Annotated in this window: 23 protein-coding genes and 1 pseudogene; 13 read left to right on the top strand and 11 right to left on the bottom strand. The window is 45.7% G+C overall.

The genetic code is table 11. The features are described 5' to 3' along the window. Positions 1-20: 20 nt before the first annotated feature. From CBF27_RS10075 to CBF27_RS10095, 5 genes are all read right to left on the bottom strand, one after another. Complete coding sequence (locus CBF27_RS10075; protein WP_170175079.1) at positions 21-1,100, bottom strand: glycoside hydrolase family protein; 1,080 nt, start codon at positions 1,098-1,100, stop codon at positions 21-23. A gap of 176 nt (positions 1,101-1,276) precedes the next feature. Continuing rightward, on the bottom strand, positions 1,277-2,968 hold the full coding sequence (locus CBF27_RS10080) for an NFACT RNA binding domain-containing protein (protein WP_126814177.1): 1,692 nt from the start codon (positions 2,966-2,968) through the stop codon (positions 1,277-1,279). 70 nt (positions 2,969-3,038) lie between these two features. After that, positions 3,039-3,587 carry a GNAT family N-acetyltransferase gene (locus tag CBF27_RS10085; protein WP_126814178.1) on the bottom strand — a complete coding sequence of 183 codons (549 nt, stop codon included), beginning with the start codon at positions 3,585-3,587 and terminating at the stop codon, positions 3,039-3,041. 79 nt (positions 3,588-3,666) lie between these two features. Then, complete coding sequence (locus CBF27_RS10090; protein ID WP_126814179.1) at positions 3,667-4,575, bottom strand: cation efflux transmembrane domain-containing protein; 909 nt, start codon at positions 4,573-4,575, stop codon at positions 3,667-3,669. A 209-nt stretch (positions 4,576-4,784) separates the two neighbouring features. Then, positions 4,785-6,263, bottom strand: a complete 1,479-nt coding sequence (locus CBF27_RS10095; RefSeq protein WP_126814180.1) for a cell division site-positioning protein MapZ family protein — start codon at positions 6,261-6,263, stop codon at positions 4,785-4,787. Positions 6,264-6,562: 299 nt separating this feature from the next. Between CBF27_RS10095 and CBF27_RS10100 the strand changes: the two genes are divergently transcribed. From CBF27_RS10100 to CBF27_RS10115, 5 genes and pseudogenes are all read left to right on the top strand, one after another. Then, positions 6,563-7,219, top strand: coding sequence for a hypothetical protein (locus CBF27_RS10100; RefSeq protein ID WP_126814181.1), 657 nt, complete (start codon positions 6,563-6,565; stop codon positions 7,217-7,219). A 356-nt stretch (positions 7,220-7,575) separates the two neighbouring features. Further along, positions 7,576-8,556, top strand: a pseudogene (gene trpX / locus CBF27_RS14395) (tryptophan ABC transporter substrate-binding protein); the annotation flags it as partial. Between the two features lie 45 nt (positions 8,557-8,601). Beyond that, positions 8,602-9,492 carry an ABC transporter substrate binding protein gene (locus CBF27_RS14400; protein WP_281273695.1) on the top strand — a complete coding sequence of 297 codons (891 nt, stop codon included), beginning with the start codon at positions 8,602-8,604 and terminating at the stop codon, positions 9,490-9,492. 13 nt (positions 9,493-9,505) lie between these two features. Continuing rightward, complete coding sequence (locus CBF27_RS10110) at positions 9,506-10,393, top strand: ABC transporter permease (protein ID WP_126814182.1); 888 nt, start codon at positions 9,506-9,508, stop codon at positions 10,391-10,393. Beyond that, positions 10,393-11,163 (top strand): ABC transporter ATP-binding protein, encoded by a 771-nt coding sequence (locus CBF27_RS10115; protein WP_126814183.1) that lies wholly within the window; start codon positions 10,393-10,395, stop codon positions 11,161-11,163. Before CBF27_RS10110 ends, CBF27_RS10115 begins: the two co-directional genes overlap by 1 nt. A gap of 48 nt (positions 11,164-11,211) precedes the next feature. Here CBF27_RS10115 and CBF27_RS10120 read toward each other — a convergent pair whose 3' ends face one another. The 3 genes from CBF27_RS10120 to CBF27_RS10130 all read right to left on the bottom strand — a co-directional run bounded on the left by CBF27_RS10120 (position 11,212) and on the right by CBF27_RS10130 (position 16,334). After that, a complete protein-coding gene (locus tag CBF27_RS10120) occupies positions 11,212-12,156 on the bottom strand; it encodes a DUF979 domain-containing protein (protein ID WP_126814184.1) in 945 nt (314 codons plus the stop codon). Position 12,157: 1 nt separating this feature from the next. Further along, positions 12,158-12,853 carry a DUF969 domain-containing protein gene (locus CBF27_RS10125; protein WP_126814185.1) on the bottom strand — a complete coding sequence of 232 codons (696 nt, stop codon included), beginning with the start codon at positions 12,851-12,853 and terminating at the stop codon, positions 12,158-12,160. 76 nt (positions 12,854-12,929) lie between these two features. Beyond that, complete coding sequence (locus CBF27_RS10130; protein ID WP_126814186.1) at positions 12,930-16,334, bottom strand: M14 family metallopeptidase; 3,405 nt, start codon at positions 16,332-16,334, stop codon at positions 12,930-12,932. 183 nt (positions 16,335-16,517) lie between these two features. Between CBF27_RS10130 and CBF27_RS10135 the strand changes: the two genes are divergently transcribed. Then, positions 16,518-17,168, top strand: a complete 651-nt coding sequence (locus CBF27_RS10135) for an HD domain-containing protein (RefSeq protein WP_126814187.1) — start codon at positions 16,518-16,520, stop codon at positions 17,166-17,168. A 31-nt stretch (positions 17,169-17,199) separates the two neighbouring features. Here CBF27_RS10135 and CBF27_RS10140 read toward each other — a convergent pair whose 3' ends face one another. Further along, on the bottom strand, positions 17,200-17,712 hold the full coding sequence (locus tag CBF27_RS10140; protein ID WP_126814188.1) for a VanZ family protein: 513 nt from the start codon (positions 17,710-17,712) through the stop codon (positions 17,200-17,202). 92 nt (positions 17,713-17,804) lie between these two features. After that, positions 17,805-18,365: an AAA family ATPase gene (locus CBF27_RS10145; protein WP_126814189.1), complete on the bottom strand. Its 561-nt coding sequence runs from the start codon at positions 18,363-18,365 to the stop codon at positions 17,805-17,807. 256 nt (positions 18,366-18,621) lie between these two features. On the opposite strand from CBF27_RS10145, the gene CBF27_RS14495 reads away from it, so the two are divergent. Then, complete coding sequence (locus tag CBF27_RS14495) at positions 18,622-18,747, top strand: ASCH domain-containing protein (protein WP_281273694.1); 126 nt, start codon at positions 18,622-18,624, stop codon at positions 18,745-18,747. Positions 18,748-18,775: 28 nt separating this feature from the next. Next, positions 18,776-18,898 carry an ASCH domain-containing protein gene (locus CBF27_RS14620; protein ID WP_126814227.1) on the top strand — a complete coding sequence of 41 codons (123 nt, stop codon included), beginning with the start codon at positions 18,776-18,778 and terminating at the stop codon, positions 18,896-18,898. 307 nt (positions 18,899-19,205) lie between these two features. Here CBF27_RS14620 and CBF27_RS10155 read toward each other — a convergent pair whose 3' ends face one another. Continuing rightward, positions 19,206-19,673, bottom strand: a complete 468-nt coding sequence (locus tag CBF27_RS10155; RefSeq protein ID WP_126814190.1) for a pyridoxamine 5'-phosphate oxidase family protein — start codon at positions 19,671-19,673, stop codon at positions 19,206-19,208. A 353-nt stretch (positions 19,674-20,026) separates the two neighbouring features. Here CBF27_RS10155 and mobA point away from each other — a divergent pair, with 353 nt between their 5' ends. From mobA to fdhF, 5 genes are read left to right on the top strand one after another with little or no spacing between them, the layout of a single operon-like run. Beyond that, on the top strand, positions 20,027-20,611 hold the full coding sequence (mobA, locus tag CBF27_RS10160) for a molybdenum cofactor guanylyltransferase (RefSeq protein WP_281273696.1): 585 nt from the start codon (positions 20,027-20,029) through the stop codon (positions 20,609-20,611). A gap of 44 nt (positions 20,612-20,655) precedes the next feature. After that, positions 20,656-21,285 (top strand): hypothetical protein, encoded by a 630-nt coding sequence (locus CBF27_RS10165; protein ID WP_211334648.1) that lies wholly within the window; start codon positions 20,656-20,658, stop codon positions 21,283-21,285. Next, positions 21,278-21,766: an NADH-quinone oxidoreductase subunit NuoE family protein gene (locus CBF27_RS10170; protein WP_126814192.1), complete on the top strand. Its 489-nt coding sequence runs from the start codon at positions 21,278-21,280 to the stop codon at positions 21,764-21,766. The genes CBF27_RS10165 and CBF27_RS10170 overlap by 8 nt, the downstream gene beginning before the upstream one ends. A 17-nt stretch (positions 21,767-21,783) precedes the next feature. Then, on the top strand, positions 21,784-23,049 hold the full coding sequence (locus tag CBF27_RS10175; RefSeq protein WP_126814228.1) for a complex I 51 kDa subunit family protein: 1,266 nt from the start codon (positions 21,784-21,786) through the stop codon (positions 23,047-23,049). Between the two features lie 16 nt (positions 23,050-23,065). Continuing rightward, positions 23,066-25,792 (top strand): formate dehydrogenase subunit alpha, encoded by a 2,727-nt coding sequence (gene fdhF / locus CBF27_RS10180; protein ID WP_126814193.1) that lies wholly within the window; start codon positions 23,066-23,068, stop codon positions 25,790-25,792. Positions 25,793-25,801: the final 9 nt, after the last annotated feature.

Consider the following 25,801-nt stretch of genomic DNA (forward strand, 5'->3'; position numbering starts at 1 on the left):
TGCGTCAGAGTTTTTTTCATTTAATTGTACAGATCTTTGTAGTCAGAGTAATCTATTCCTTTCAACCGGCGGATGTCTTTACCGTAAGATAGACCAATCCCGCGAGTGTCATCAAAGCCGATACCGCTATAGAAGACATAGTAGGTGTCATGTTCTTTCATAAAACTGCTGCGGTATAAGCCTTTGCCGTCCCACTGGCCTTTAACCTGGGAAGGGTAAATAACAGGCTCAAGAGTGGACCATGATTTGCCGTCATCAGAAACAGAGTGATAGACATTCATTGTGTGACGCTCTTGCGGTGAATTGACATCGGGTAAATCTTTAAAACCGACCACAAGCATCTCATACTTGCCGTCAAACTTTTGCACGTCAATATGCCAGTGGCGCATATCCGTTTCATGATATGGAACGGTGATTTCCTGAGGTTCGCTCCAAGCTGTACCTTCTTTGCTGTCACGGTACCATATTTTATAGCCGTTTGCCACATACCAGACCTTGTAGCCCTGGTCATCCTTGATAAAAGCCGGGGAAACCATGTCAGCACCGCGTCTGTTTGCACGGTAGGCTATTTCGTTATCCGACCAAGATTTTCCATCGGTTGACGTTTTACGAAAAATAGTGACTTCGTTATTGACATCGTCCACGTAGCGCCAAAATAATTCCAACCTGTCTTTTTCATCATTATAAAGCAGATGGGTATCCGAATTATATTGAATGACTTTGCCGTCTTTTCCTCTTTGGGGATGACGGGGCTCATCCAGCGGGTTTTCAGCCGCCGGCTTCCAACTCAGTAAGTCGCTGCTGGCATAGATATGGGGGTTCTCTTTATAGGCATCTCCTTTTGGGTAAGCAGTAGTCGCCAGCCAATATTTGTATCCGTGCCACTTTTTGGGAAAGTTAACGACAGACGGATGCGTGTGTTCGATAGTGTTGTAAGGTGATACAAGCATTAACCGTTCTTTAGCATTTGCATAGGTTTCAATTGTTTTGCCATCAATTTTTACCAGCTGAGCTGGACGCTGTCCCCGCCATTTAATGCCGGCATACAGATAACCAGTATACCCGGTCATTGCCAGACTGCCAAGTAAGATAATGGTCATTCCGAAAAGAGCAGTTTTACTTGGCCATTTTCGCTTAAACAACCGATGGAACAATACCCATGAACATATAAATGTTATTCCGGCAATACCGGCTAATCCAATTACAACATATCTAAACCTCATCAAACGACCTCCGTTTTTTATATAAATTATACATTAATCAAAAAAGTCTGTCATTATTTTTTTAACTTCTCGACAATCTCTTTCTCCGGTGTGACGTACAGGGTTTGCTGGTTCTCGTAAATAACAAAGCCGGGACGGGCACCGTTTGGTTTGCGGACATGTTTGACCGCAACGTAATCGACAGGCACAGAGGAGGACAACCGGTATTTTGAAAAATAGGCAGCGAGCACGGCGGCTTCTTCTAATGTGTCATCTGACGGGTCACTGTCGCGGATGATGACATGGGACCCCGGGATATTTTTGGCATGGAGCCAGATATCGGTTTTTCTGGCGGTTTTTAGCGTCAATGTATCATTTTGCAAATTGTTTTTTCCAACTAGAATAGCAGTGCCATCGCTGGCTGTGTATTGTTCCGGTTTGCTGGGCTGTGTTTTCTTTTTCCGTCTGGCCTTTGCCGGGCGGATATAGCCTTCGCTGATCAGCTCTTCGCGGATGATGTCAATGTCCGCAGGGGTCGCCAGTTCCATTTGGGACAAGACCGAATCGAGGTAATGCAGTTCCTGCTCCGCTTTTTCAAGCTGTTCCAGCACAGTGCGTTTGCCGCCTTTCAGTTTTTGATAGCGCTGAAAATATTTTTGCGCATTTTGAGCAGGCGAGAGCGCAGGTGACAGCTGAATCGTGATCGGCTCGTTAGTATAATAATTATCCAGTGTAGTTTCTGATGCGCCGCGTTCGATCTGATGAATGAACGTCGTCAGCAGTTCGCCTTTTATACGGTATTCCTCGGCATTTTCCGTGTCAAGCAGTGTTTGGTTCAACTTGATTATTTTACCTTCCGTTTTCTTGCGGTCATTTTTTACTTTTTGAATAAGCTCGTTGCCTTGTTGCTTGACTCTGTCGCGTTCTGCCTTGCCTTCATAATAAGCGTCGAGAAGCTGACTCAACGTGTCAAAACCCTGCTGTTCGCCTGCCAATGTGCTGAAAGGGAAGGGAGTGACATATTCTTTGTTTTGAAAAATTGTCAAAGTCGGACGGACTGAGACATCAAATGATTGCCAAAAATCGGACCAGACAGCAAGCTTCTGCTGGGGCTGTTTGTTGAGCAGCGCTGCCAGTTCATTTGCTGTATCACGTCCCAACCCCTGAAATGTTTGCTGTAAAAAACGCCCGTCCAGCGGGTCGGCAGTCGACAGGAGATGGAAAACTTTTTCCGCATCTGCCTGAAACGGATTCAACTGTTCTTTTTGCGGCGGAATGATATATTCGGCTCCCGGCAGCAGCGTCCGGTAGCTGTTCTGGCTTGGGCCGATATGTTTGATTGTATCGAGTATCCGTCCGCTTTCTTTGTTAATTAAGATGATATTGCTGTGCCTGCCCATCAGTTCAGCGATTAACACCAAATCTTGCAAGTCGCCCAATTCATCACGCTTGCTGAATGTAAAATGCACGATGCGGTCATTTTCGACTTGCTCAATCTGTTGAAGAATGCTTCCTTCAAGGTGTTTGCGCAGCATCATACAAAAATTGGGCGGCACGTCAGGATTTTTGTAGGGGATAGTGGTGAGATGGATTCGCGCATAGCTGGCATGAGCCGACAGCAAAAGTGTCTGATTTTTTCCTTTATTGCGAACCACCAACATCAATTCGTGCTGATACGGTTGGTGGATTTTAGATATTCTGCCGTTCAGCAGCAGCTGTTTCAATTCAGCGACCATGGCATGTGTAAAGGCACCATCAAAAGACATACTATTTCCTCATTTCTATAACTTGACATTACGTTTCCGACCATTAAAAACTTTCCGGAGCAAAAACTGATTAGCGCTGCGCCTGCCATTCTTCCCTTAACAGACCGAATTTGATGGAATCGAAATAGCGGTTCTGCCAGTATCTGACTTTGCGGACACGGGCTTCCAGCGTCATGCCGAGTTTTTCACCAATTCGCATCATTCGTTTGTTGCCGGACCAGGTGGTAAAACCAAGATGCTGGAGGTTAGGCTGGGACAAGAAGATGTAATCAATCCAAAGTTTGCAGATTTGTGTGCCAAGTCCTTTGCACCACTCCTGCTGTGAATAAATGACTAAGCCGAATTCCAGCCACTTCTTCAAGCTGCCGTCCATCCAGTACCATGAAATTTCGCCGATGATACGGCCGTCCAGCAAAATCACCGCAGAATCATCCCGGTTCAGGCGACTGGCCATCTGTTCTCTGAAACCGTCCAATGTGTAGATGGGATCGTTAAAATAGGGGCCGTTCCAGTTTTTCCACTCCAAATCATTGCTCCCAAATGCGAGCTTCCAAAGCTCATCTATATCTTGTTCCTGAATACTTCGAATTTCCAGGTTGTTATCAGTTGTTATTTGCATCTATTGTGTCTCCTTATTTTATCTGATTATATCTGTTTTATTGTAACATAAAAAAAACAAACCTGATATATCGGTTTGTTTAATCCAGCAATGCTGCATCGCCTGTAAAATTCAGATTTAACCAGATGTTATGCGAGTGGCAGGCGGCTGTCAGATAGGTTTGCAGACGATGACGCAGTTTGTCTTGTTCTAAAACAGTATCCAGTACGGTGTCCGGCGCGATGACCACATCAATTTCCACGATTAAGCGGTCACCGACTTTCGCAGTGCGGATGACGCGCTGTTTGATACAATACCCGCTGAAACTGTGTGTGATGATACTGGTGATTTTTTCTTTGATTGCCAGTTTGGGTGTGCCGTTCAGCACTTCACGCAAACTTTGTTTGATTTCTTTGAATGCAATGACCATAAAAGACAAGGTAATGCCGATTGAAACAAGAGGGTCAATCAGCTGCGAAAGACGGTGATAACCGAGACCTTCCAGAAGCAAGGCAACAATAAAAGAAACTAAGACACCCAAGCTGAAAAACATGCCGAACCGCCACTGCTTGATTTCCACAGTTATCAGCTGATGGCTGCCGGCTCCGCGCGCCAATAATTTGACAACTACCAGGCAGGTGAACATGCTGATGACGGCGTACACAAGCCCGACCACATAATCTGTTTCAATCGTATGGTCCATAATCATACCGGCCAAGGCATCGTTGATACCTATGACTGAGACGATTAGAATGATGATGTAATTGATCATGACGATGAGGGGGGCCAGTACTTCTTTGCCAAAGGGGAAATTAACAAAATCTTCCTTCTGAATGTACTTGGCAATGTAGAGGCTGACCAGCGACATCACTGTGCTGATGATGGTAAAAAAACCATCCAGCATAATAATGGACGAATGAAACAGCCAGCCGCAGACAATTGACATAATGGAATAGATCAAGCCGCAACTCATAGAGCGGATTAAAGTGGTTGACACTGATTCTTTCATGAATGACCTCCGACAGTTGAATTTGTAGTGATTTATTTAACAAAACAGCTTTTTCATTATAGTGAAAGCTTGTTTAAAAGTAAAACAATTCCATGTGTCAATGAAAGAAATCTCATTTTACCGAAGGTGTGGCATGCACGCTGGAACACAAATACACCTCAGAAAACCCGTTGCGCGGTTTTCTGAGGTGTATATCAAATCATCGTCTATTAGTTTGGACCGTTGCCTTTGAACCAGCCGGTCTTGCAATTGATGGTCACGACGTAAATCGGAAACTCTTCCGGTCTGCTCTTAGGGAAAAGTTTTGAATTAGTCGTTGCATAGAGGTCATAGTAACCTTCTCCGTTTTCAACATATTTCTTCACTAGGGAATAGCCGCCGTCGACAATGTAGCCGCGCCGGATACATTCGCCGATAACATCTTGCTGAATTCCGTCTCCCCAAACCCATGCCGGATCGTAATCATTGATATAGGCATCTTGACGATTGCCCCAGCGGTAACTAGGGTCGGTCGGCTGATAGGACGAGTTGTTATTATTGGCAGCCTGGAGTTCCTGCTCGCGGGCAAGCTCTGCCTGGCGGGCTTCCTCGGCCTCTTTTTCGGCAGCTAGTTTTTTCTCTTTCTCGTTCAAGCTTTTGTCGACCTGCGCCAACGATTCGGAGAATGCTTTTTTGACATCCGGGTCTTTGACTGCATCAATTAGCTTTTTGCTGTCTTTGTACTGGTCGCGGGTAGCTGATGCGACGACTTTTTCATCTTTAAAGATTTTTTCCAGTGATGATTTTGCCTCTGACAGAGCTTTTTTCTGATTTGCAGCTTCGGTCAAGGCGGCATTGATCAGTTCGTCAAATTCATTTTCAGGATGGGCAATTTTATCCAGTGTCAACTCGCTGTCGTCCACGACATAGCTTTCGTCAGACAGTTTGCGGCCGTCGATGGCCGGCGTTTTAAATAAGTGGTTGACACCGTTCAGCAATTCAAACTGTGCCGTGATTGCTGTGAGCCGTTCATTTAGCTCAGCAAACGGTTTTTCGCCTTTCACTTTATTCACTGCTTTTTCAGCTGCTGCCACGTCTTCCTCGGCTATGCCTTCTTTCAAAAAGACATGGTCAGCATCTGTATACAGCCGGTCCATGGCATTAGTCGCCAGTTCGACTTTCTTTTCAAGCTCTTCAGCGGCTACTTTTTTCTGATAGCTGTTAATGCCGAAAATGCTGGCAGCAATCAGGATGATTGCCGCGGCAGCGACCAGATATTTTGTCGGCAGACGTTTGGCAGGACCGTTGTTCTTACCATGCTGCTGATTGGCCGGGGGAGGCGTCTGTTTAGCAGAAACAGGTTCGCTCTCTGGTTGTTTTGTACCCGCTCCGGCGTTCGTTTCCTGATTGTCGTCAGCCTCATTCAGCTGAGCGCTGTCTGCTGTTTCAGCATTATCTGTTTTGGAGACAGCCGGATCGGCTGGTTTTTCTTCCTCTTGCAAGGAGGGTTCCGGCTTGTTTTCCGGGTTTTTAGGAACAGGTTCAAAGAAAAACTTATCAGGTTCATCTTGCACTGTATCGGAATCTTGCGCGCCGGAACGTTTGACAAACGCCTCCTGTGTTGTAAACAAATCGCAGTTCGGGCAAAATTCTTCATCGTTATTAAAGACATGTCCGCAGTTCGGACATTTTTTTACATTCTCAGTCACTTTTTTCTCTCCTATTTTTTGTGAATTCATGGCATATTTTCTATATTATATACTAATCTTAAAAAAAAATACAGGTCGGCAGGCAACTTGTTACGAATGCAGGCAAGCAGCTGTCTGAATAGCGGCGATGACTGGCTGAATGGTGGCAGACGTTATAAAATATCCGCTTATTTCATGTATTTGACCGGAATTATCGGTGATTCATAAAACTTTTCTTAACCTTACCGTATTTTTATGATATGATTTTGATAGCAGAAGAGGCTGGTAACCAGATAACAGCGTATTTAGGAGTGACGAGGATGGAACGTTTAAAAGAATATTGGCAAAAAGTCATAATATTTTTTCAAGATAGCGCAAAAAAAATAAAAAACATGGTCGACAGTCTTTCGCGCCAGCAGAAAAAAATGGCTGCAGGTATCGGCGGGGGCGTAGTGCTCGTTATATTGCTGGCATTTATCATATCTCCGATCGTCCGGCCTATAATACGGGCGGAGCAGATCGATTCGATTGGACAGCGGGAATTCGGCAGCCCGAAGGTGTCGCAAATTTTCCGTGAAGAGATTGATAAAAAAATCACCGGAGACGGTGTATTTATCGCATTTATTGATGAAAAGGACAATCCGCTGGCTGAGCCGCTGCTGGAAATGTTTGATGATACGGACAAGTTGGCAGCACTTTCCGCTGAAATTTTTGTCTACCAGCCGATTTACGACGTGAAAGAACTGGCTAAACGGTTCAATTTGCAAGACCCGAACACGCTTGTCTATTTTTCAGAAGGCGCGGAACAAGAGAGGCTTATCCTTACCAAAGAAGATTTGAACGGCAATCAGCTGGTTGAAAAAATGAATCTGATTGTCAATCCGAAAATCGCACCAAAGCAGAAGATTCGCGTGGAAACGCCTGATGAATCGGCTGAGAGCGGGGAAGAAGCAACTGCTGATACAACTGAAGAATAGCATTTCTTTGTGATTGCTCTTGACAATTATTCAGATAAAGAGTAAAATCACATGTATTACATAGTGAAAGAGGGATCAACATGGCACAACTATCAATAAACACGCATTATTCTGTAAATCAGCGCACTTGGCAAAACTGGCGTAGATAGTTGTATGTATGATTCTGTTCATAGATACAACTTTTAGAGATGATTCTAAATGTGTATCTATGCTGGTATTTTTAACATGTCATCACACCACATAGATAACTCAATCTATGTGGTTTTTGTTTTGAACAGTGCTATCCGAGACAGCAACCACTTTTACAGTCGGTTGCTGTTTTTTTGCAGAATTTTTTAGAAGCGGAGGAGAAAAAAATGAAAAATAAACGATTAATTACAATCGTAGCCGTTGTGCTGCTTTTCTTGGTCGGCAACTTTATTGTTGAAAAAGTGAATCAGGCGGAAAGCAAAGGGGATGCAGAGAAAGAGGTGCCGACTGTCGGTGTCTTGCAATTTGTCAGCCACCCTGCACTGGACACGATTTATCAGGGAACAGTGGACGCACTGGAAGACAGAGGCTACAAGGACGGCGAAACAGTCACCATTGAATTTCAAAATGGCCAGGCGGACCAGAGCAAGCTGGCAACCATGAGCCAGCAGCTGATTGACAAAGGATCAGATGTACTGGTGGGTATCGCGACACCGGCAGCACAGGCGCTGGCCAATACAACGAAAGATATTCCGATTGTGCTGGGGGCCATCAGCGACCCTGAATCAGCCGGTCTGGTCGAATCAAATGAACAGCCGGGCGGAAACATCACCGGCGTCAGCGATAAATCACCCGTCGGGGCACAGTTTGAACTGGTACAGACGCTCTTGCCGGAGGCCAAACGCGTCGGCATTCTATTTTCATCAGCAGAGGACAATTCCGATTATCAAGCTGAACAAGTTAAAATCGAAGGCGAAAAATTAGGATTCGACGTCACACTGTATTCCGTTCCGTCAACGAATGAAATCACGCAGATGGTGCAAGTCATGAGCGGTGAAGTGGACTTGATTTACATTCCGACCGACAATACCATCGCCAATGCGATGCAGACAGTGGTCGATACAGCCAATAAAACCAAAACACCGGTTATCCCTTCTGTCGATACGATGGTCGAACAGGGCGGTCTGGCAACAGTTGGTATCAATCAATACGATTTAGGCTATCAAACAGGGCAAATGGTGGCGGATATTCTTGACGGCACCTCGGACCCGGCGACAACGCCGATTTTCACGTTTGAAGACGGGGACGTCATCATCAATGAGGAACAAGCGGCATTTCTCGGCATCACGATACCAGATGCAGTCAAGACGTCATTGAATCAGAAGAAAAATGCTGATGCACCAAAAGAAAATGTGACCATCGGTATTCTGCAAACAACAAGCCATGTCTCGCTGGATGACATCAAAGAAGGCGTGCTTGAGGGACTTAAGGAGAACGGCTATGCTGACACCGGCGACGTCAATATATTGGTTGAGAACGGTCAGGGCAACCAGAATAATTTACACACAATGGCGACCCACCTTGTCCAAGAAGGCGCCGATATTCTGATTGGCGTAGCCACGCCGGCTTGTCAGGCACTGGCCAATGCCACATCGGATATTCCCATTGTGATGGCCGCGGTGGCGGACCCGGTGAAAAGCGGATTGACTGAAAGCGAAGAAAAACCAAATACGAACGTGACCGGCGTCAAAAACCAAGCCCCGGTGGAGAAGCAGCTGAAACTGGCGCAAGAGCTGCTGCCAAAAGCTAAAACAGTCGGCCTGCTGTACAGTTCAGGAGAGGATAATGCCCGTACCGAAGCCGCACGCACACATAAGATTGCAGAAAAACTCGGGCTGACGACCAAAGATTACCCGGTGACGTCGACCAACGATATCCCGCAAATGATGCAGCAGATGAAAGGGGAAGTCGATGTCATCTATCTGCCGATTGACAATACCATTGCAACTGCCATGGACACAGTGGTGGCAGAAGCCAACAAGCTTGAGCTGCCTGTCGTGCCGACAGTGGAACTGATGGTGGAACAAGGCGGCATTGCCACCGTTTCAATCAGCCAAACGGCAATCGGTGTCAAAGCCGGCGAGATGGCGGCGGATATTTTGACGAATGACACAAAACCGCAGACGACACCTGTCTATGCGTTGAAAGACGGAGATGTGGTTTATAATAAAGCGCAGCTGAAGAAATTGGGTATCACACTGCCTTCAACCGTCGCCAAAAAAGGAAAAGACGTCAGTCGATAGAGGAGGAAAAAACATGCTTGTATCAACAATTGGGCAAGGCCTGTTATGGGCTGTCTTAGGATTGGGAATATTTATGACCTACCGCATCTTGAACTTTCCGGATTTAACGACGGAAGGGACTTTCCCGCTGGGCGGGGCTGTCTGCGTGACAGCCATCACCTCCGGCATGTCGCCCGTCACCGCAACTCTGCTGGGAACGGCCGCCGGCATGATGGCAGGACTGGTCACCGGACTTTTGTATACGAAAGGGAAGATACCGGTCATTCTCTCCGGTATTCTGGTGATGAGCGGACTGAACTCGGTAATGCTGTTCGTCATGAAATCACCTAATTTGTCTTTGCTGAATCAGCGCAAACTGCACGATGTGTTTCAAGGTCTCAATTTACCGGCTTATTACGATACCGTACTGATCGGCTTGACAGTGGTGGTTATCGTGATCGGCCTGCTGATTTATTTCTTTAATACCAACCTCGGACAAGGCTACATCGTCACCGGCGATAATGAAAATATGGCGCGTTCGATCGGCATCAACACAGACAACATGAAGATTTTGGGATTGACCTTGTCCAACGGCGTGATTGGTCTTTCAGGTGCACTGATTGCACAAAACGAGGGGTATGCCGATGTCAGCAAAGGGGTTGGGGTGATTGTCATCGGACTGGCCTCCATCATCATCGGCGAATTGATTTTCGGTGAGCTGACATTGCTTGAACGGCTGATTGCGATTGTGATCGGCAGTATACTTTACCAGCTGCTGATTCTGTTAGTCATCAAACTGAAATTTGATACCACGTATCTGAAGATTTACTCGTCAGTCATTCTGGCCATCTGTCTGATGGTGCCGGAAATCAGAAACAGATTGCAGCGCCATGTGCAATTTGGGAAGGAGGAGCATAGCTAATGACACCTGTCTTAACCATCCAAAATGGGACGAAAATCATCCAAAACGGTGTGGATGAGCCTCGCAACATTTTAAATAAAATCAATCTGACCATCAACAAAGGTGATTTTATCACCGTACTCGGCGGCAACGGCGCTGGGAAATCAACGCTGTTCAACGCTATCACAGGGACTTTGTCATTGAGCAGCGGCACCGTCACATTAGGCGGCAACGACATGACCCATCTGAGGGAAGAAAAACGGGCCGCCTACATTTCGCGCGTGTTCCAGGATCCAAAGATGGGCACCGCACCGCGGATGACCGTTGAAGAAAACATGCTGCTGGCTCTGCACAGAGGGAAAAAAAGAACACTGAAGAAGCGGGAGCTGAAAGAAAACAGAGACTACTTCAAAGAACTTTGCGCACAAATCGGCAACGGACTGGAAAGACACATGACGTCTCCTGCCGGCAATCTGTCGGGCGGGCAGAGACAGGCACTCAGTCTGTTGATGGCAACAATGACGAAGCCCGACTTGCTGTTATTGGATGAGCACACGGCGGCGCTTGACCCGAAAACAGCGAGACAGTTGATGACACTGACCAATGAACGTATTCAGGAAAACCAGCTGACATGTTTGATGATTACCCACCGTATGGAAGATGCCTTGACGTACGGTAACCGCTTGATACTGCTTGAAAAAGGCGAGATCAAACTTGATTTGCATGCGCAAGAAAAAGCCAAACTGACATTGCCGGACTTGCTGCTGTTTTTTGAAGAAACAGAAGACTAAGCAAAACAAGGTGTTGGACAAGTTAACTTGTCCAACACCCTGTTTACATTACTTGAATAGAATCATGTAAGTGATTTGGAAAATAATCATGAAGACAGCTGTTGCCGCCTGATTTTTTATGACTCCGTATTTGTTTTCCATATCGAGCATTGCTACTGGCACAATATTGAAATTGGCTGCCATCGGTGTCAGTAGTGTCCCGCAGTAACCGCAAGTCAAGGCAAGCATCCCGATCAGCGCCGGATTGGCACCGTAACTCAAGACGAACGGAGCACCGATGCCCACGGTCATGACGGTGATGGCGGCAAAAGCATTCCCCATAATCATGGTGAAGAGCATCATACCCAACGCGTAAACAATGATGCCGATATTGACATTGCCTTCCGGCACGATTGTTTTAACGGCGGAAGCAATGACATCGCCGACACCAGCACTGGTAAAGACAGCACCGAGGGAGGCGAGCAGCATCGGCAGCATACTCAATGGCCCGACTGTCCCAAGCATGTCGGTGGCATCATTCAGGAAAGTTGCCGGTTTGTTGTTCCGGGAAAAGAACATCAGAATCACGATGGCTGCCAGCACACCGAAACCGACACCGACCAGTGCACCTAAATCTGTGAGCAGGACGAACAGAATAGCACAGACACCGATACTGAATGCCGGGATGAAAATTTTCAGACCAAGCTTTTCTGACATTTTTTGCATGTATTCCTTAGAAGGCAGCTGGCTGTCGCCCTTGCTGACTTTCTTCGTTACCGCTGGCAGTGTCATAATAATAATCAAAATTCCGTTGACCATAGCAGGAATCCAGCGGCCTGCTGCAATCACTATACCGAGCGTGCACCAAAACAGCGCTGTACCGTAACGGTTTGGATTGGACTTATCCAGCAGATTTTTAATGCCTGCATAGATAACGATTAGTCCCATGATGATATACAGACCTTCCAGCATTTTGTCACCAAGCATGATTGTCGGATCAGTAAAGAAACTCATGTTACTTCGCCCCCTTCGTCAAATCACCGTAATACTTATTCCTCAGACGCTTGTCCCGGAAGTAGAAGTAGACACCAGAGAATATCAAGGCTGCCAGTGCGACCGGTATCTCAACCAGTGCCAGTTTTTCAAGTGTGACGTCATAACCCAAATCACGCAAGGTGGACTGAACGAGCAGACCGCCGGACCCGCCGATAAAGAGGACTTGCCCAAAAAACCAGCATATATTTTCGATGGCTGAGGACATGCCTTTCAGCTCTTCTTCATAATATTTATTCATTTCCAGCTCTTTTGATTCGATTGTACCGACCGCCATCGGCATGATAATCGGACGTACGAAACCTGCCACGCCCCCAAAGCTGACGTTGACAGCCGCCAGCAACATCCGGAAAACGGCGTAAATATTCAAAATAACACCGGCAGAAACATTTTTAAACCGGCGGATAAAGGCTGCGGCTGATTCTTTCAGCCCGTTTCGTTCCATCGTTCCTGTTGCCAACATAATAATAATAAAAATTGCCATGCCGCGATTGCTGACAAAACTGGAGCCTAATGTTTCCAGCATGTTCTCAACGCCTAAACCTCCAACGAATGCAGTGACCAACAAAGCCACCATCACAATTAAAATGGAATCCAGTTTCAGGGCGAAGCCGACAATAACAATCAGCACACCCAGTAAACTTAGAATATTTTCCAATTTTTTCCCTTCTTTCTAAGTCGTTTTAATGATGCAGGAGAACAGAAGCAGAAATGCTTTGTTTCTCCTGACGTGTTTATTGTTTGCTGTCAGTCGGAATGACAAGCGGACGCTGTCTGGTTTTATCAATTCGGAAAGAATTCCCCGACAGCTCTGTGCCATCCGCTACATGCGTTTCCGCCATCATCAATTTATCAATCACCGCCAACCCGTGTACCGCATGCACTTTTGCACACAGCGCAAGCAAATCGCCTGTGGCTGTTTCGTCAGTCACTTCGCTGGTATAGCAGACAGTCGTAATCCACGGAAAGCGGATAGACGGGTAACGGTGGTCATGTTCATAAGCAAACGGTATATTATAATGAATCATTTCTTTGTAGTAATCGGCCGGAAATAGTTTTGGCAGCCAGCGGTGCGCATATTTTTCAAAGCGGTCCTGCCATTCCTTGTTCCAGAAAACCATGTCTTTGTGCTGGTTGATACTGTCAGCGATGGCATCTTCCAGCTGTTTATTGACAATCAAGTTTTGTTTGAATCGTTCATCATCAATTAGCCAGAAATAACCGTAAAGCAGCGAGCGCGGCAGCCAGAAGCCTTTGAAGGCCGGAGGGGTATAACCGGAAAACGGCTGTTCCCACTCGTGACTCGGCACACCGTGGTTATCAACGATGACGTCCGGCAGCCACTTTTCCCAAACCCGGCTAAAGCCGAGAGCTTCGGTGTGAATGGTATCGGGCTTGAAATACTCATAATAAAAATCTTTCCCCAGTGCATTGAAGCGGGCGATATGGAACTTCCATTCCGGATGTTCCTTTTGCAGGTCGTAATGAAGTGCAGCACCGTCGGCATTTTCAAACGGTATCAGCACGAGATTCATTTTTTCTGCCAGCTTGCTGTACTCCGGACGTGTCAGCAATTCTTTAAGCAATAAGAAGACGCCGTTTGTACCAGACACTTCATTGGCATGGTGGCGGGCATTAATAATTTCTGACGGCAGCTGACTGAGACGCTTGACGCGCGACACATACCCTGTCAAGTTCGGGCATAGCTCAATGGCATGAATAGTCCGGCCTTGGTAGCTTTCAGCAATTGGATAGACATTCAGACCATCAACGTGTTTCAATTGCTCGATTATCGTCACATACTCTTCATAGCCGATCAGCTGGTCCGGCATCAAGTCGATGTCTTCAATCTTGACTGTTTTCTGGACAGATGGACGGTGAGGCAAGTCGGCAGAGAAACGGCGATTACCTGATACGATTTCCAAACAATCCAACGAGTTCAAAATGGTTGCCGCGTCAAGAAAATCATCAGCCAAAAGACGGCAGTAACTGTCGCAAAATCCTGATAAATCCGCGTCGCTGTTAAGTGTTACTGTTGCAGTCATACGGTTATCTTTCAGAGAAAGTTTGGTCAAGGCGGATGCGGCAGACGGAAACGCCGTCACCAGCGGGCTGCTGTCTGACATCAAGACGGCTTGCTTGTTCAAAGGTTCCGACAAAGTGACTTGCATCTTAGGCGGCCCGCTGTGCTGATGGATAATCGGTAAAATCAACCCCGGAGCATCTAGAGGCACACCACCGTACTGCTGACCGAATAAGCGGAAATAATCCAGCGCCACAAAGTAAAAGTCTTCTTGCAGTGCGTCAAGAGATGAATATAAATCCTGGCGCGAAGCCAATTTTTCATCCGGTTCGCTGATGTGCAGTTCGATTTTCAGCTGAGAGAAGAGCGGCTGATTTTCAGCAGCCGGCGCACCGTCAAGTTTTTGCAGGCAATAGTCTGTGACATCCGGCAGTATGTGATGCTGAAAGTCATACCAGACACTTTCCAAATCTGTTACGAGACGCTCCTGCAACACCGGCTGACCATTGATTGCACCGTGGATGAACCCTGTATTCGGATGAACCAGGCCTTGCTTGGGATAGGCTTCCAAATAATATTGTTCGTGTGTCAGTACCGTCCACGTATCTGAAAAAATGCGTGTGCCGTCACTATTTCTGACATCAATGGCATATGTTGTTTCAGCAGATTCCGTCATTGCGTTGAACCGGATACTGTCCCGTGAAATATGTAAAGCTTGCGCCAAAATATCATCTGCCGGGTACAGCTCCTGCAGAAAGCGAATCGGCAAATCCAGCCACTCGGTTTCATCTCCGTCGCGTATCAAGGAATAGGTCGGCACACTGCCGTCTTCATCAACCCATTCTGTTTGACCTTCAGGCAGGAACGGCCGGAAAGACAAATCAATTGTTGCAATATCTTCCAGTTCTTGCAGTTTCGGCAATATCTCGTCCACCAGCCAACTGAATCCTTCCTTATAAGAAGAAACAAGTTGCACTGTTATCTTGCATTGATAGATATCGGCCTGTTCGTCCAGCCAGCGTTTGAGATTTTGCAGCTGCCGGCTGTCTTCGCTTAAAGCAGCTTTGATTGCCAGCTGGTCGCCGGGAGCCGCCTGCTGAAACAATGTCAGTGCATGACGCTTGAATGTGTCAACTTCCCAGTCATATTGATACTCTTTTTGATAGACTTGACGATTGTCTTTAAAGCCTTTGAATGCGATATCCGGATACCGCTCTGTCAACTGCGGCAAGCGGGAGACGTAGCCCGGGGAAAGTTGTGCTTCAGTGAGGGTGTCATTGCCGCCGGCTGTATGCTCGAGCCAAGACAACTCGCCATCAAGATTGGCACCTTTAACCGCATTTGACAATTCTATCAAAAACAGCGGCCAATTGTAAATACCGTCTAAATTGGGAAATGATTCACAGAAATAGACCATCAACTCCAGAAGATTATGGCCATCCCCGCTAAAGGTGATGACATTGTTGTTAAGCGAGACAGCACATTCGGCTTGAGATTGGTCAAACACAATTTGATATTTTTTCTCGCGCTCTCCGCTCAAAATCGGGTAGTGCAATGCCGTAACGTCCATTCCGAGACGGCAGGCAAGACTGCTGGCGGCAATCAGCTGAAAATCGGACCAGTCCGTTGAATAACGAATAGTCCCGTCAATCTCATCAGGCAGAAAATCATGATTATTATCCAAAAATAATGCACCGGTTTCAAACAAAGTACCCAGACCGCCGGTGACAGGTCGTTTGAATGTGGCATCTTGCAGTGCGTGCTTGGTTGCAGACACATAACTTGAAGACGTCTCCGCCGCTTCTCTGGCTGCTTGTTGAAATCCATCCGTCAACTCACTGAAGTCTTTTGCAAACTCCCAGCAGCACTTGGTCAGCTTATCTTCATCAGGCTGGCAAGTGATATGCAACTGATTGTTGCGCCGCTGGATGGTCGTTTCATGACCTTCTGTCAGTATAATCACCAGCTCATCTTTTTCAGGGGCAGTACGGCCGATTGTCAGAATGGGGAATGAGGCTGCCGTCGAATAAAAACCGATAATGTGACTGATTTCAATCGCCAGCCGGTCGAGAAAGACCGTCCGTTTAGGTACATTGAGACTGATTCTTTCGTACATTTGTTTCTCCTTTCTTCAAAAAACATACAGTCCTCACAAACGTGTGAATTAAACAACTGCTTTTATTTAATTTTACCAGAGATATTTGGGAAAGGCTATGTCAATCAGGAAAGGCCGGAACGCATCTGCATGGATGTGGCGAATGAAAATTGTGTTACACTATAAAAAAAGGAGGGGGTAAAAATGCTGACAAAGAGGGAAGAAGCAGATTTAGCCGCCATCAAACAATACAGCAGCCGTGTTTTGGCGGATGATTTGACTGGGCACGCCGCAGATCATGTATTGAGGGTCGTCAGGCTCGCTCAACGGATTGCGGCGACTGAAAGGTGCCGTTTGTTTATCGTACTAGCGGGTGCGTACCTTCATGATGTGCTGGATGATAAATTGGTGGCAGATGAACAAGCCGCAAGAGCCAATTTGACAGATTTTTTGCAGTCGCTTGATTTGTCTGAAGCTGTGATTCGACACATCCTGCTGGTGATTGATAATGTGTCATTCAGCAAGGAGATGGTTCAGGGGAAAAAATCCGAACTGACTATCGAGTGCCAAATCGTGCAGGATGCAGACAGGATCGATGCGCTGGGTGCGATCGGTATTCTCAGGACAGCGTATTACGGCGGCAGTAAAGGACACGCTATTTTTGAAAAAGGCCAGCCGGATCAAGCAATTACGTCAAAAGAAGATTACCGGAAACCGGGCGGGGTCATCAATCATTTTTATGTCAAACTGATAAAAATCTATGACCGTTTGAACACAACGGAAGCGAAACGAATCGGCAAGGCACGACATGATTTCCTGCTGACGTTTTTAGAACAGTTTCATTCGGAATGGTAACAAAAAAAGAGATTGCCATCGCAACCTCTTGTCATGCTATAAAGAACAAATATATCATCCATCCGATAAAAAGGATAGCTGTCACATAGCCTAGACCATTCAAAAGCTTATTCAGACGGGATTTTGAACGGAAAACAAGCTCCAGTAAATCATAGACGATCAGTCCCGCAAAACCGCCTGCCGAGTTCATAATCAAATCAGTGATATCCGTTCTGCCGACTGCCAGGACATATTGCAGTACTTCCAGCGACAAACTGGCAAGGACGATGACAAACAGTTTGCTTAAAAACGAGGCTCGGGGCAGTACCATGCTCAAAAGCAGGCCGAACGGCAAAAATATCAGCGCATTTTGGATAATCTCGCTGTAATCCGTTTGTCCATTGACTACCAGCGGTTCGCCGAACGGTACCAGATTCAGATAACGTGTCACCGTCAAATCTGACATGCTGAAAGACATCTTAAACAAGATAATCCATATTAAAAGAGTCACATAAATCAGCAGCAAGACTGCCGACAGTACCCGCTGTTTTGTTTCTTTTTTCATAATAATCGATCAGCTCCTTTTTCTGACTAAATAGTGGTCACCTGTCATTATGAAGATTTTTTGGCGGAGCTGCATCGGGCTTTCGGCTGACATTAAGCAAGAGCTTGCAAAAAGTCTTCTAATTTTTTTTGCCATTCTTTATCATGTAACACATTCAAGACCATATCAGTTTGTTCCGGCGGCTCATATTCATTGTTTTCAGCAGCGGCTTTCAACCGGTTTGCCGCTTGTTTTTCACTGTCTCCACGTTTGACAAGACGCTCTAATTGCTGAGCCGGGCTTTCAGCCATTAAATAAATGACAACCAATTGATAATGCGGATGATCGTGAAACAATTCTGAAAAATGACGGACACCTTGACGGTCCAGCACCACAGCAACCGTGTCACAATTTGCCAGTGCATCGTCCAGTGCAAACCGCGGCACTCCATAACATTCATTGTAGTGGCTGCTTTTTTCAATAAAATCCATGTGTACAAAATCGTCTTTGGACAAAAACCAGTAGTCGACCCCGTTTTGCTCATCCTGCCTTTTTTTACGCGTAGTCGCTGTCCGGACACGTCTGGCGATACCGGCTTTTTCCAGTGTCTGTGCCATCGTGGACTTTCCGCTTCCAGACGAACCGGTAATCAGCAAAATCTTCTTTTTTTTCATTCATTCACCTCCAAAAATGTGATAGTCTGTCAGCAGCCAATTAGACTGTTATGCTGTGATAAAGAGCTGGTGTAGCTTTGTCAATATTGTAGCATAGAGTGAAGAATGAGGACAAAGAGTGGGGAGCAGGGGTGGGGAATGTAATGATATTATAATAAATTCATAGACATTTTTTCGTGCAAAAAAATTTACAGAAGACGTCAAACAAGCAGTAATAGAACTTTATCAAGCAAATATGAAAGGAGGATTAATGGAAATGAGTCTTCAAGTTCAATTTGGAAATACCAGTAAGGAACAAACATATCTTGCTTCTTTAGTATTAAATAAAAAGAAAACTGCGACATCATCATTGTTAATTTTGCAAGAATTGGGAGGGGAGTGATCGGACATGTATTGATGATATATGGTAAATACTTGATGGAGAAGGAAGACTTGTTTGTAATGTTAAAGTTTGCGATGTTGAAATTAAAACATATGCTTCCATAACAAATGAGTTTGCAATTCTAGAAGGGGATGAAACTCTCTTGAATTGAATCAAAATTCACGAGCCTTATTACAAGGAAATATTAAAAAAGTATAATAAAGAACTAGACAGCGGCACGTTATTAGAATGTGTCTATTTCAAACTATTAGATTTCATAAAGTGAGGGAACACATTGTGAACCTGTGCTAAGAAAACCGGCTCTATAATTTTTTGGAACTGATGAATTGACATTTGATTCTTCAGCATATCAGAGTAACAAGTGACCGTCTATGTTCAACTGTCATTTCCAGATAAACTTGTTGATTACAATATACCTAGAAATGTTACAGAAAAACAGACGGTCGATTGTTATCCGCTTACTTTCTCTTGCCGGTGATTTTTTCAACGTCCAGTTTAAGTACAGTAACAGAATTCAATGCATTTTCTGAAAATTGATTGTTTTCCTTGCGACCATAGTTAATCATCAATTGCCGCAAGCCGTGAATTTTTTCTTCTTTTTCGTCACAAACAGATAATTTTCCGTAGCCAATGATACTTTCGTAAGTCATTGAATAGTCGCACGCTTTCTCTCCTGTCACTAAATGATGTTGGCCGTCCATTTCAAAACAAACAGAAGGATTCGCTGCCAGCATGTCTAGTTTTTTGCCAGACTTTGCACTGTGAAAGAACAATGTCAATCGGTCATCTTGGTAGTCCATACCAAAATTCATCGGCACAATATACGGGATGTTCTCAACAGCAAATGCCAGTCGGCAAACATCACAACGTGCCATTATTTCGATGATATCGGCCATAGCGGCCACTTCCCTGTCTTTTCTTCTCATTATGTCTCACTCCTTTGCTAAAAATCTACGCAAGTTTTTCCTCTCAAGTATATCACGGGGATTCAAAAAGTAAATGTCACTTTCTATTGGAAAGCGCGCAGGACCGCCTATGTCGGGCACTGGGCATCTTGCGGCAAACGGTCGTTTTTACAAAAAAGATGGTAAAAGGAATGACAGAACCAAACAAAAAGTTTTTTTAAATAAAAAAAATTTGTTTACATTGTGCTATGTTCACTGTATAATAAAAGTAATTTTTAGGGGGACTAACATTAAATGTGAAAATTTATTTTTACTGAAAAAAATAAAAGCGCTTTCTTTTAAGCGGATAACGGAAGGATGTGAAAACTGTCAACATGTGGGGTGACTGTACAGGGGTGATTCTCTGCGGAGGAAAAAGTTCACGAATGGGTTTTGATAAAACATTTATGACTATTGGCAGCCATTATTTGATTCTAGAAACATATCAACACCTTCAACAATTATTTTCAACGGTTGTGCTGCTGTCAGACAGCACTGCCAAGTTCAACGATAAGCCGGAGTTTAAAGCACTTACTATTTGGGAAGATCACTACCCCGGAACAGGGCCGCTCGGTGCAATTACGACGGCATTGGAGATGGCGGAAACACCATATGTCTTTATTGTCGCTTGCGACATGCCGAATATCAGCATACCGGCGATTCAGCAATTATATGACCAGCGGGGAACACATCAGGTTATTTTATATGAACAGGGCCATCGTTTGGAAACACTCTTTGCCATCTACCATGTTTCTTGCCGCCGGGTATTTTCCCGGTCTGTCAATGAAAACAGATTAAGAATCCGTGATTGTTTTCAGTATTTATCGCTTAGCACTATCCCCTTATCGGGAGAGAATACCGAACTGTCTTTCCCCAATTTGAATACGCCCGCCGAATACAACTTATGGGAATCCCGCTAAAGTAGCAATTGTTTGTCAGTAGTTAATGTGAACAGGAGATAAAAATGGTGATAATGCAACATGCTGTTTATTTGCCCGATATGTTTTTGATTGGTTCAGCCGGGCGCAACAGCGGTAAAACAACACTCGGAAGAAGTATGATTGAAATTGTCAAAGATGAACTGCCTGTTTATGCGCTGAAAATTATTACGATTACTGGTAAAAAAGGTGTTTGTCAGCGCGGCGGCACAGGTTGCGGCATTTGCACAAGCATTTCAAGTGGTTTTGAGTTGATTGAGGAAACCCGGCGAATCGGGCAAAAAGATACTGCTCTGCTGCTTCAAGCAGGGGCCGAAAAATCATATTTGCTGAAATGTATGGCAGACAGTTTAACAGAGGGGCTGAACGCTTTTTTATCGGTAATTCCAAAAGGCAGCCGATTGATTGTTTGTGAATCGAATAGTTTAAGACAAGTCGTAAAACCTGGCGTATTTGCGTTTGTCGCAAACACGCCTGTCTCTAAAATGAAACCGTCTGCAAAGGCTGTTTACGAAAAAGCCGACTGGCTGATTGATGATGTTGCCGCCATCGCTGACTGGCCCGTTACGTTTACGACAGTTGGCAACCACACCATGATTAGCTGCTGCGAAAGTAACAGGGAGTTAAATGCAAAAAGGAGAGTTGGTAATGAGTAGTGATTTAAATATTCAGGAAAAAAAAGCAATTATTGTCAAGCACGGTGCAGTGAAAGAAAAATTGCTGAATATACTGCTTGATATCCAGTTCAGTTCAGAAAAAGGATACATCGACAAAGAGACGGCTGCGCTGGTGGCTGATGAACTGGGCATGACAGAAACGCGCGTATTCGAAGTCATCAGCTATTATGCAATGTTAAAAGACAAACCGCAGGCGAAGTATGTGCTGAAAATCTGCAACAGTTCTCCTTGTTATGTGACCGAGTCGGATAAACTTGTGGCTTTATTGGAAAAAGAGCTGCATGTAACGGCAAATCAGGCAACAGCAGACGGGCTGTTTGCGTTCAATTGTATTCCCTGTCCCGGTGCTTGTCACATGGGGCCGATCATTAAAATCAAAGATAAAGTGTTTGGGAACATGGACGAACAAAAAGTTCTTCAACTGCTGCATGATTTAAGAGAAGGCCGCATTAGTCTATAAGAGAAAGGGTATTGAGCATGATCGAAACTAATCAATCCGTTTTGCTGAAACGTGTCGACAGAATGACTAATCCTGCTTCCGTACAGGAATATTGCCGGCTAGGCGGATTTTCCGCATTGGAAAAAGCTGTTAAGACAGACAAAGAGGACATATTGACCGAGCTGGACAAAGCACTGCTTAGAGGACGCGGCGGCGCTGCGTATCCTTTAAATAAAAAATGGCGCCATCTGTTTCATTCCCCGAATGAACCCAAATACATTGTATGCAATGCGGATGAAGGCGAACCCGGGACATTCAAGGACAGTGTGCTGCTTTCAAAAGACCCGCTCAGTGTGATTGAAGGGATGATTATCGCTGGTTTTGTGTTTGGCTCGCCGCAAGGATTCATTTATATCCGCGGTGAATATCGGGAAATTCAACAGACTTTTCAAGAAGCACTTGATAATGCAGAGCAAGCCGGATACTTAGGCACTGATATTTTAGGCATCGCCGGTTTTAATTATAAAATTACCATCGTTTCAGGTTCAGGTGCGTATGTTTGCGGGGAAAACTCCGCATTATTGAATTCGATTGAAGGAAAGACCGGCCGCCCGAGAGTGAAACCGCCGCATCTTGCCGACGTCGGGTTGTATTTAAAGCCGACACTGGTGAATAATGTCGAATCATTTGCCAACATACCTGTTGTGCTTAATATCGGCGGGCAAGCATATTTCGAGATGGGGACGGAAGGTGGCGGCGGTACAAAATTAATTTGTCTTTCAGGGCACATCAAACATCGCGGCACGTATGAAGTCCCATTGGGTACCCCGCTTGAAGAAATTTTATATGATGACACATACGGCGGCGGTACTTCCACTGGCCGGCCGATAAAATTCATTCATTTCGGCGGACAATCTGGTCCCATTGGTACAAGTGAACAGCTTGAAGGGCTCTTATATTCTTATGATGATTTGTGGAACCGGGAACTGGCAATTGGTTCTGGGGCACTTGTCGTTGTTGATGACAGTGTCAGCATTATTGACTACTTAGTAAATGTGGCAGAATTTTTTGCGCACGAATCGTGCGGGAAATGCACACCATGCCGAGTCGGCACGACCCGTTTATTGGAACTATTAAAGAAGTTTCAGCGCAATCAAGCTGAGTCAGGGGATATTGAGAGAATGACGGACATGCTGACACACATCACTAACCTGTCGGCTTGCGGTCTGGGACAGTCTGTATCGGTTTCCATGAGGTCCGGACTAAAGGGATTCCGGGAAGAATTTGAAGCAAAAATCAGCTAAAGGAGCAATCAGAGACATGATAAAAACAGAACAATCTGTCAACACGATTCAGTTGACAATCGACGGTCAGTCCGTTGCAGTTCCGCGGGGTACGACCTTGCTGACGGCATGCCGAGAACTCGGTATAGATATCCCGACTCTTTGCCATATGAAGGAATTATCACCAGACGGTTCCTGCCGGATGTGCGTAGTTGAAGAAGAGGGGGGAAGAAAAGGCGGCCTTGTGACAGCCTGTACGGCTGAATGCCGCGAAGGGATGGTTATTCATACACGTTCAGAACGCGTTGTGTCGTCGCGCCGCTTTGTCCTTGATTTGCTCCTCAGCAACCATGAGCTGAGTTGCTTCAGCTGTGCGAAAAACGGCGACTGCAAACTTCAGGATTACTGTTTGGAATATGATATCCAAGAGAGCAGTTTTACTGATGGTGTTAAAACACCGTGCGGGCAAGGTGATTTTTCCAATCCTTTTTTCAGTTTTCAACCTGAAAAGTGTATTATGTGCCGACGCTGCACACGCGTCTGCAAAGAACTTCAAGGGCGCGATGTCATCAGTGTTTCCGGGCGGGGATTTGAGACACAGATGTCGCCGAGCTATGAGCTGCCGTGGCGTCAGTCCATCTGTGAATCTTGCGGCAACTGTGTGGCCAACTGTCCGACCGGCGCGCTGAGTTCCAAAGACAACCAGAAACATTATCGTTCTTGGGAAGTCTCAAAAGTACGTACGACCTGTCCCCACTGCGGTACCGGCTGCCAGTTGGATTTACTTGTAAAAAATGATCAGGTTGTCGGTGCACTGCCGGCAAATGGACCGGCTAATAAAAATTTGTTATGCGTGAAAGGACGTTTCGGTTCCTATAAATTTATCAGTTCAGGTGACCGTCTGACTCATCCGCTGATTAAAAGGGACGGCGTGTTTGAAAAAGCCAGCTGGGAAGAGGCCCTTGATCTGATTGCGGAGAAGTTTTCGCTATTAAAGCGTCAGCATGGTGCGGATGCTCTGGCAGGTTTCTCTTGTTCACGGGCGCCAAATGAAGATAACTATGTTTTTCAAAAGATGATGCGTGCTGCATTTGGTACGAACAATGTCGATAATTGCGCGCGCGTCTGTCACTCAGCCTCCGTGCACGGCTTGGCGATGACTCTCGGTTCAGGAGCCATGACCAACCCGATTGCCGATATCACGGAAGATGTCGACATGATTTTGCTGGTTGGTTCAAATCCGACGGAAGCGCACCCAGTCATCGGCACACAAATCAGGCAGGCCATAAACCGCGGCACCAAGATAGTCGTTGTAGACCCTAGAAAAATCGACCTTGCCAGACAAGCTGATTTGCATATCCCAATCAAACCGGGGACAAATGTGGCATTTGCTAACGGCATGATGCATATTATTTTAAACGAAGGGCTTGCAGATGAAGAATATATCAAACAGCGGACGGAAGGTTTCGAAGAATTAAAAGCCATCATTGCCCGTTATACACCGGAATATGTAGCAAAGGTATGCGAAATCAATGCTGATGATTTGAAGCGGGCAGCTGTCATGTATGCAACTGCCAAGAAGGCACCGATTATCTATTGTCTCGGTGTGACTGAGCATTCAACCGGCACAGAAGGTGTGATGAGTCTTTCCAACCTTGCGATGATGGTAGGAAAAATCGGTAAATCCGGTTGCGGTGTCAACCCGCTGCGCGGACAAAACAACGTGCAGGGTGCTTGTGATATGGGCTGTTTGCCAGATAACTTCCCTGGGTATCAAAAAGTTGCCAATCCTGCAGTTATCGAAAAGTTCAGTCATGCGTGGGGTGTACCGTTGAACCGAAAAGTCGGCATGACATCCACGCAAGTACTGCCGGCTGCAGCTGAAGGCAAAGTCAAAGGCCTATACATCTTTGGTGAAGACCCGATGGTTACCGATCCGGATACTGCACACGTCAAAGCAGCACTAAGCAATCTTGAATTTCTCGTTGTACAGGAATTATTCCTGACAGAAACAGCAGAGCTGGCTGATGTCGTATTGCCGGGTGTAAGCTATGCGGAAAAGGACGGCACGTTCACAAATACCGAGCGTCGCGTTCAACGCGTCAGAAAAGCTGTGGAACCAAGAGGAGAGGCACGTATCGATACGGATATTTTCTTCGATGTGATGAATCGCATGGGGTATCCGGCAGCTTACTTGACTGCTGGCGAAATTATGGATGAAATAGCATCTGTAACACCGTCGTTTGCCGGTATTAATTATGAGCGGTTGGACCGGGGAGAATCTTTGCAGTGGCCGTGTCCTGATGAGTCGACGAACGGAACTGCTATTTTGCACGTCGGCCAATTTACACGGGGACTGGGCAAATTTATGCCAATCAACTACCAACCTTCCCGGGAATTGCCTGATGACGACTATCCGTTTCTGATGGTGACAGGTCGTATGCTGTATCATTACAATACGAGCGCAATGACCAAGCGAACAGAAGGCATCACTGATATTTGCAGCGAATCCTATATTGAAATCAACAGACGGGATGCTTTAAAAATGGGGATACGCGAAGGCGACAGAGTCACAGTTGCTTCAAGACGCGGAGAAATTGAGACATCCGCCCGCGTTGGAGAAAAGGTGAATCCGCAAGAAGTATTTATGACGTTTCACTTTGCTGATGGTAACGTCAACAAACTGACGAATGCCGTCTATGACGAATACGCCAATATTCCTGAATACAAGGTTTGTGCAGTCAGTATTCAGCGTGCAGACTGACACTTTTAA

It is taken from the genome of Vagococcus acidifermentans, assembly GCF_003987655.1.
Classification (GTDB): Bacteria; Bacillota; Bacilli; order Lactobacillales; family Vagococcaceae; genus Vagococcus_B; species Vagococcus_B acidifermentans.

Coding starts and splice junctions, on each gene's coding strand:
- CBF27_RS10075 (WP_170175079.1), bottom strand. CDS start 1,100: ATGACCATTATCTTACTTGGCAGTCTGGCAATGACCGGGTATACTGGT.
- CBF27_RS10080 (WP_126814177.1), bottom strand. CDS start 2,968: ATGTCTTTTGATGGTGCCTTTACACATGCCATGGTCGCTGAATTGAAA.
- CBF27_RS10085 (WP_126814178.1), bottom strand. CDS start 3,587: ATGCAAATAACAACTGATAACAACCTGGAAATTCGAAGTATTCAGGAA.
- CBF27_RS10090 (WP_126814179.1), bottom strand. CDS start 4,575: ATGAAAGAATCAGTGTCAACCACTTTAATCCGCTCTATGAGTTGCGGC.
- CBF27_RS10100 (WP_126814181.1), top strand. CDS start 6,563: ATGGAACGTTTAAAAGAATATTGGCAAAAAGTCATAATATTTTTTCAA.
- CBF27_RS10110 (WP_126814182.1), top strand. CDS start 9,506: ATGCTTGTATCAACAATTGGGCAAGGCCTGTTATGGGCTGTCTTAGGA.
- CBF27_RS10115 (WP_126814183.1), top strand. CDS start 10,393: ATGACACCTGTCTTAACCATCCAAAATGGGACGAAAATCATCCAAAAC.
- CBF27_RS10120 (WP_126814184.1), bottom strand. CDS start 12,156: ATGAGTTTCTTTACTGATCCGACAATCATGCTTGGTGACAAAATGCTG.
- CBF27_RS10130 (WP_126814186.1), bottom strand. CDS start 16,334: ATGTACGAAAGAATCAGTCTCAATGTACCTAAACGGACGGTCTTTCTC.
- CBF27_RS10135 (WP_126814187.1), top strand. CDS start 16,518: ATGCTGACAAAGAGGGAAGAAGCAGATTTAGCCGCCATCAAACAATAC.
- CBF27_RS10140 (WP_126814188.1), bottom strand. CDS start 17,712: ATGAAAAAAGAAACAAAACAGCGGGTACTGTCGGCAGTCTTGCTGCTG.
- CBF27_RS10145 (WP_126814189.1), bottom strand. CDS start 18,365: ATGAAAAAAAAGAAGATTTTGCTGATTACCGGTTCGTCTGGAAGCGGA.
- CBF27_RS14495 (WP_281273694.1), top strand. CDS start 18,622: ATGAGTCTTCAAGTTCAATTTGGAAATACCAGTAAGGAACAAACATAT.
- CBF27_RS10155 (WP_126814190.1), bottom strand. CDS start 19,673: ATGAGAAGAAAAGACAGGGAAGTGGCCGCTATGGCCGATATCATCGAA.
- mobA (WP_281273696.1), top strand. CDS start 20,027: ATGTGGGGTGACTGTACAGGGGTGATTCTCTGCGGAGGAAAAAGTTCA.
- CBF27_RS10165 (WP_211334648.1), top strand. CDS start 20,656: ATGGTGATAATGCAACATGCTGTTTATTTGCCCGATATGTTTTTGATT.
- CBF27_RS10170 (WP_126814192.1), top strand. CDS start 21,278: ATGAGTAGTGATTTAAATATTCAGGAAAAAAAAGCAATTATTGTCAAG.
- CBF27_RS10175 (WP_126814228.1), top strand. CDS start 21,784: ATGATCGAAACTAATCAATCCGTTTTGCTGAAACGTGTCGACAGAATG.
- fdhF (WP_126814193.1), top strand. CDS start 23,066: ATGATAAAAACAGAACAATCTGTCAACACGATTCAGTTGACAATCGAC.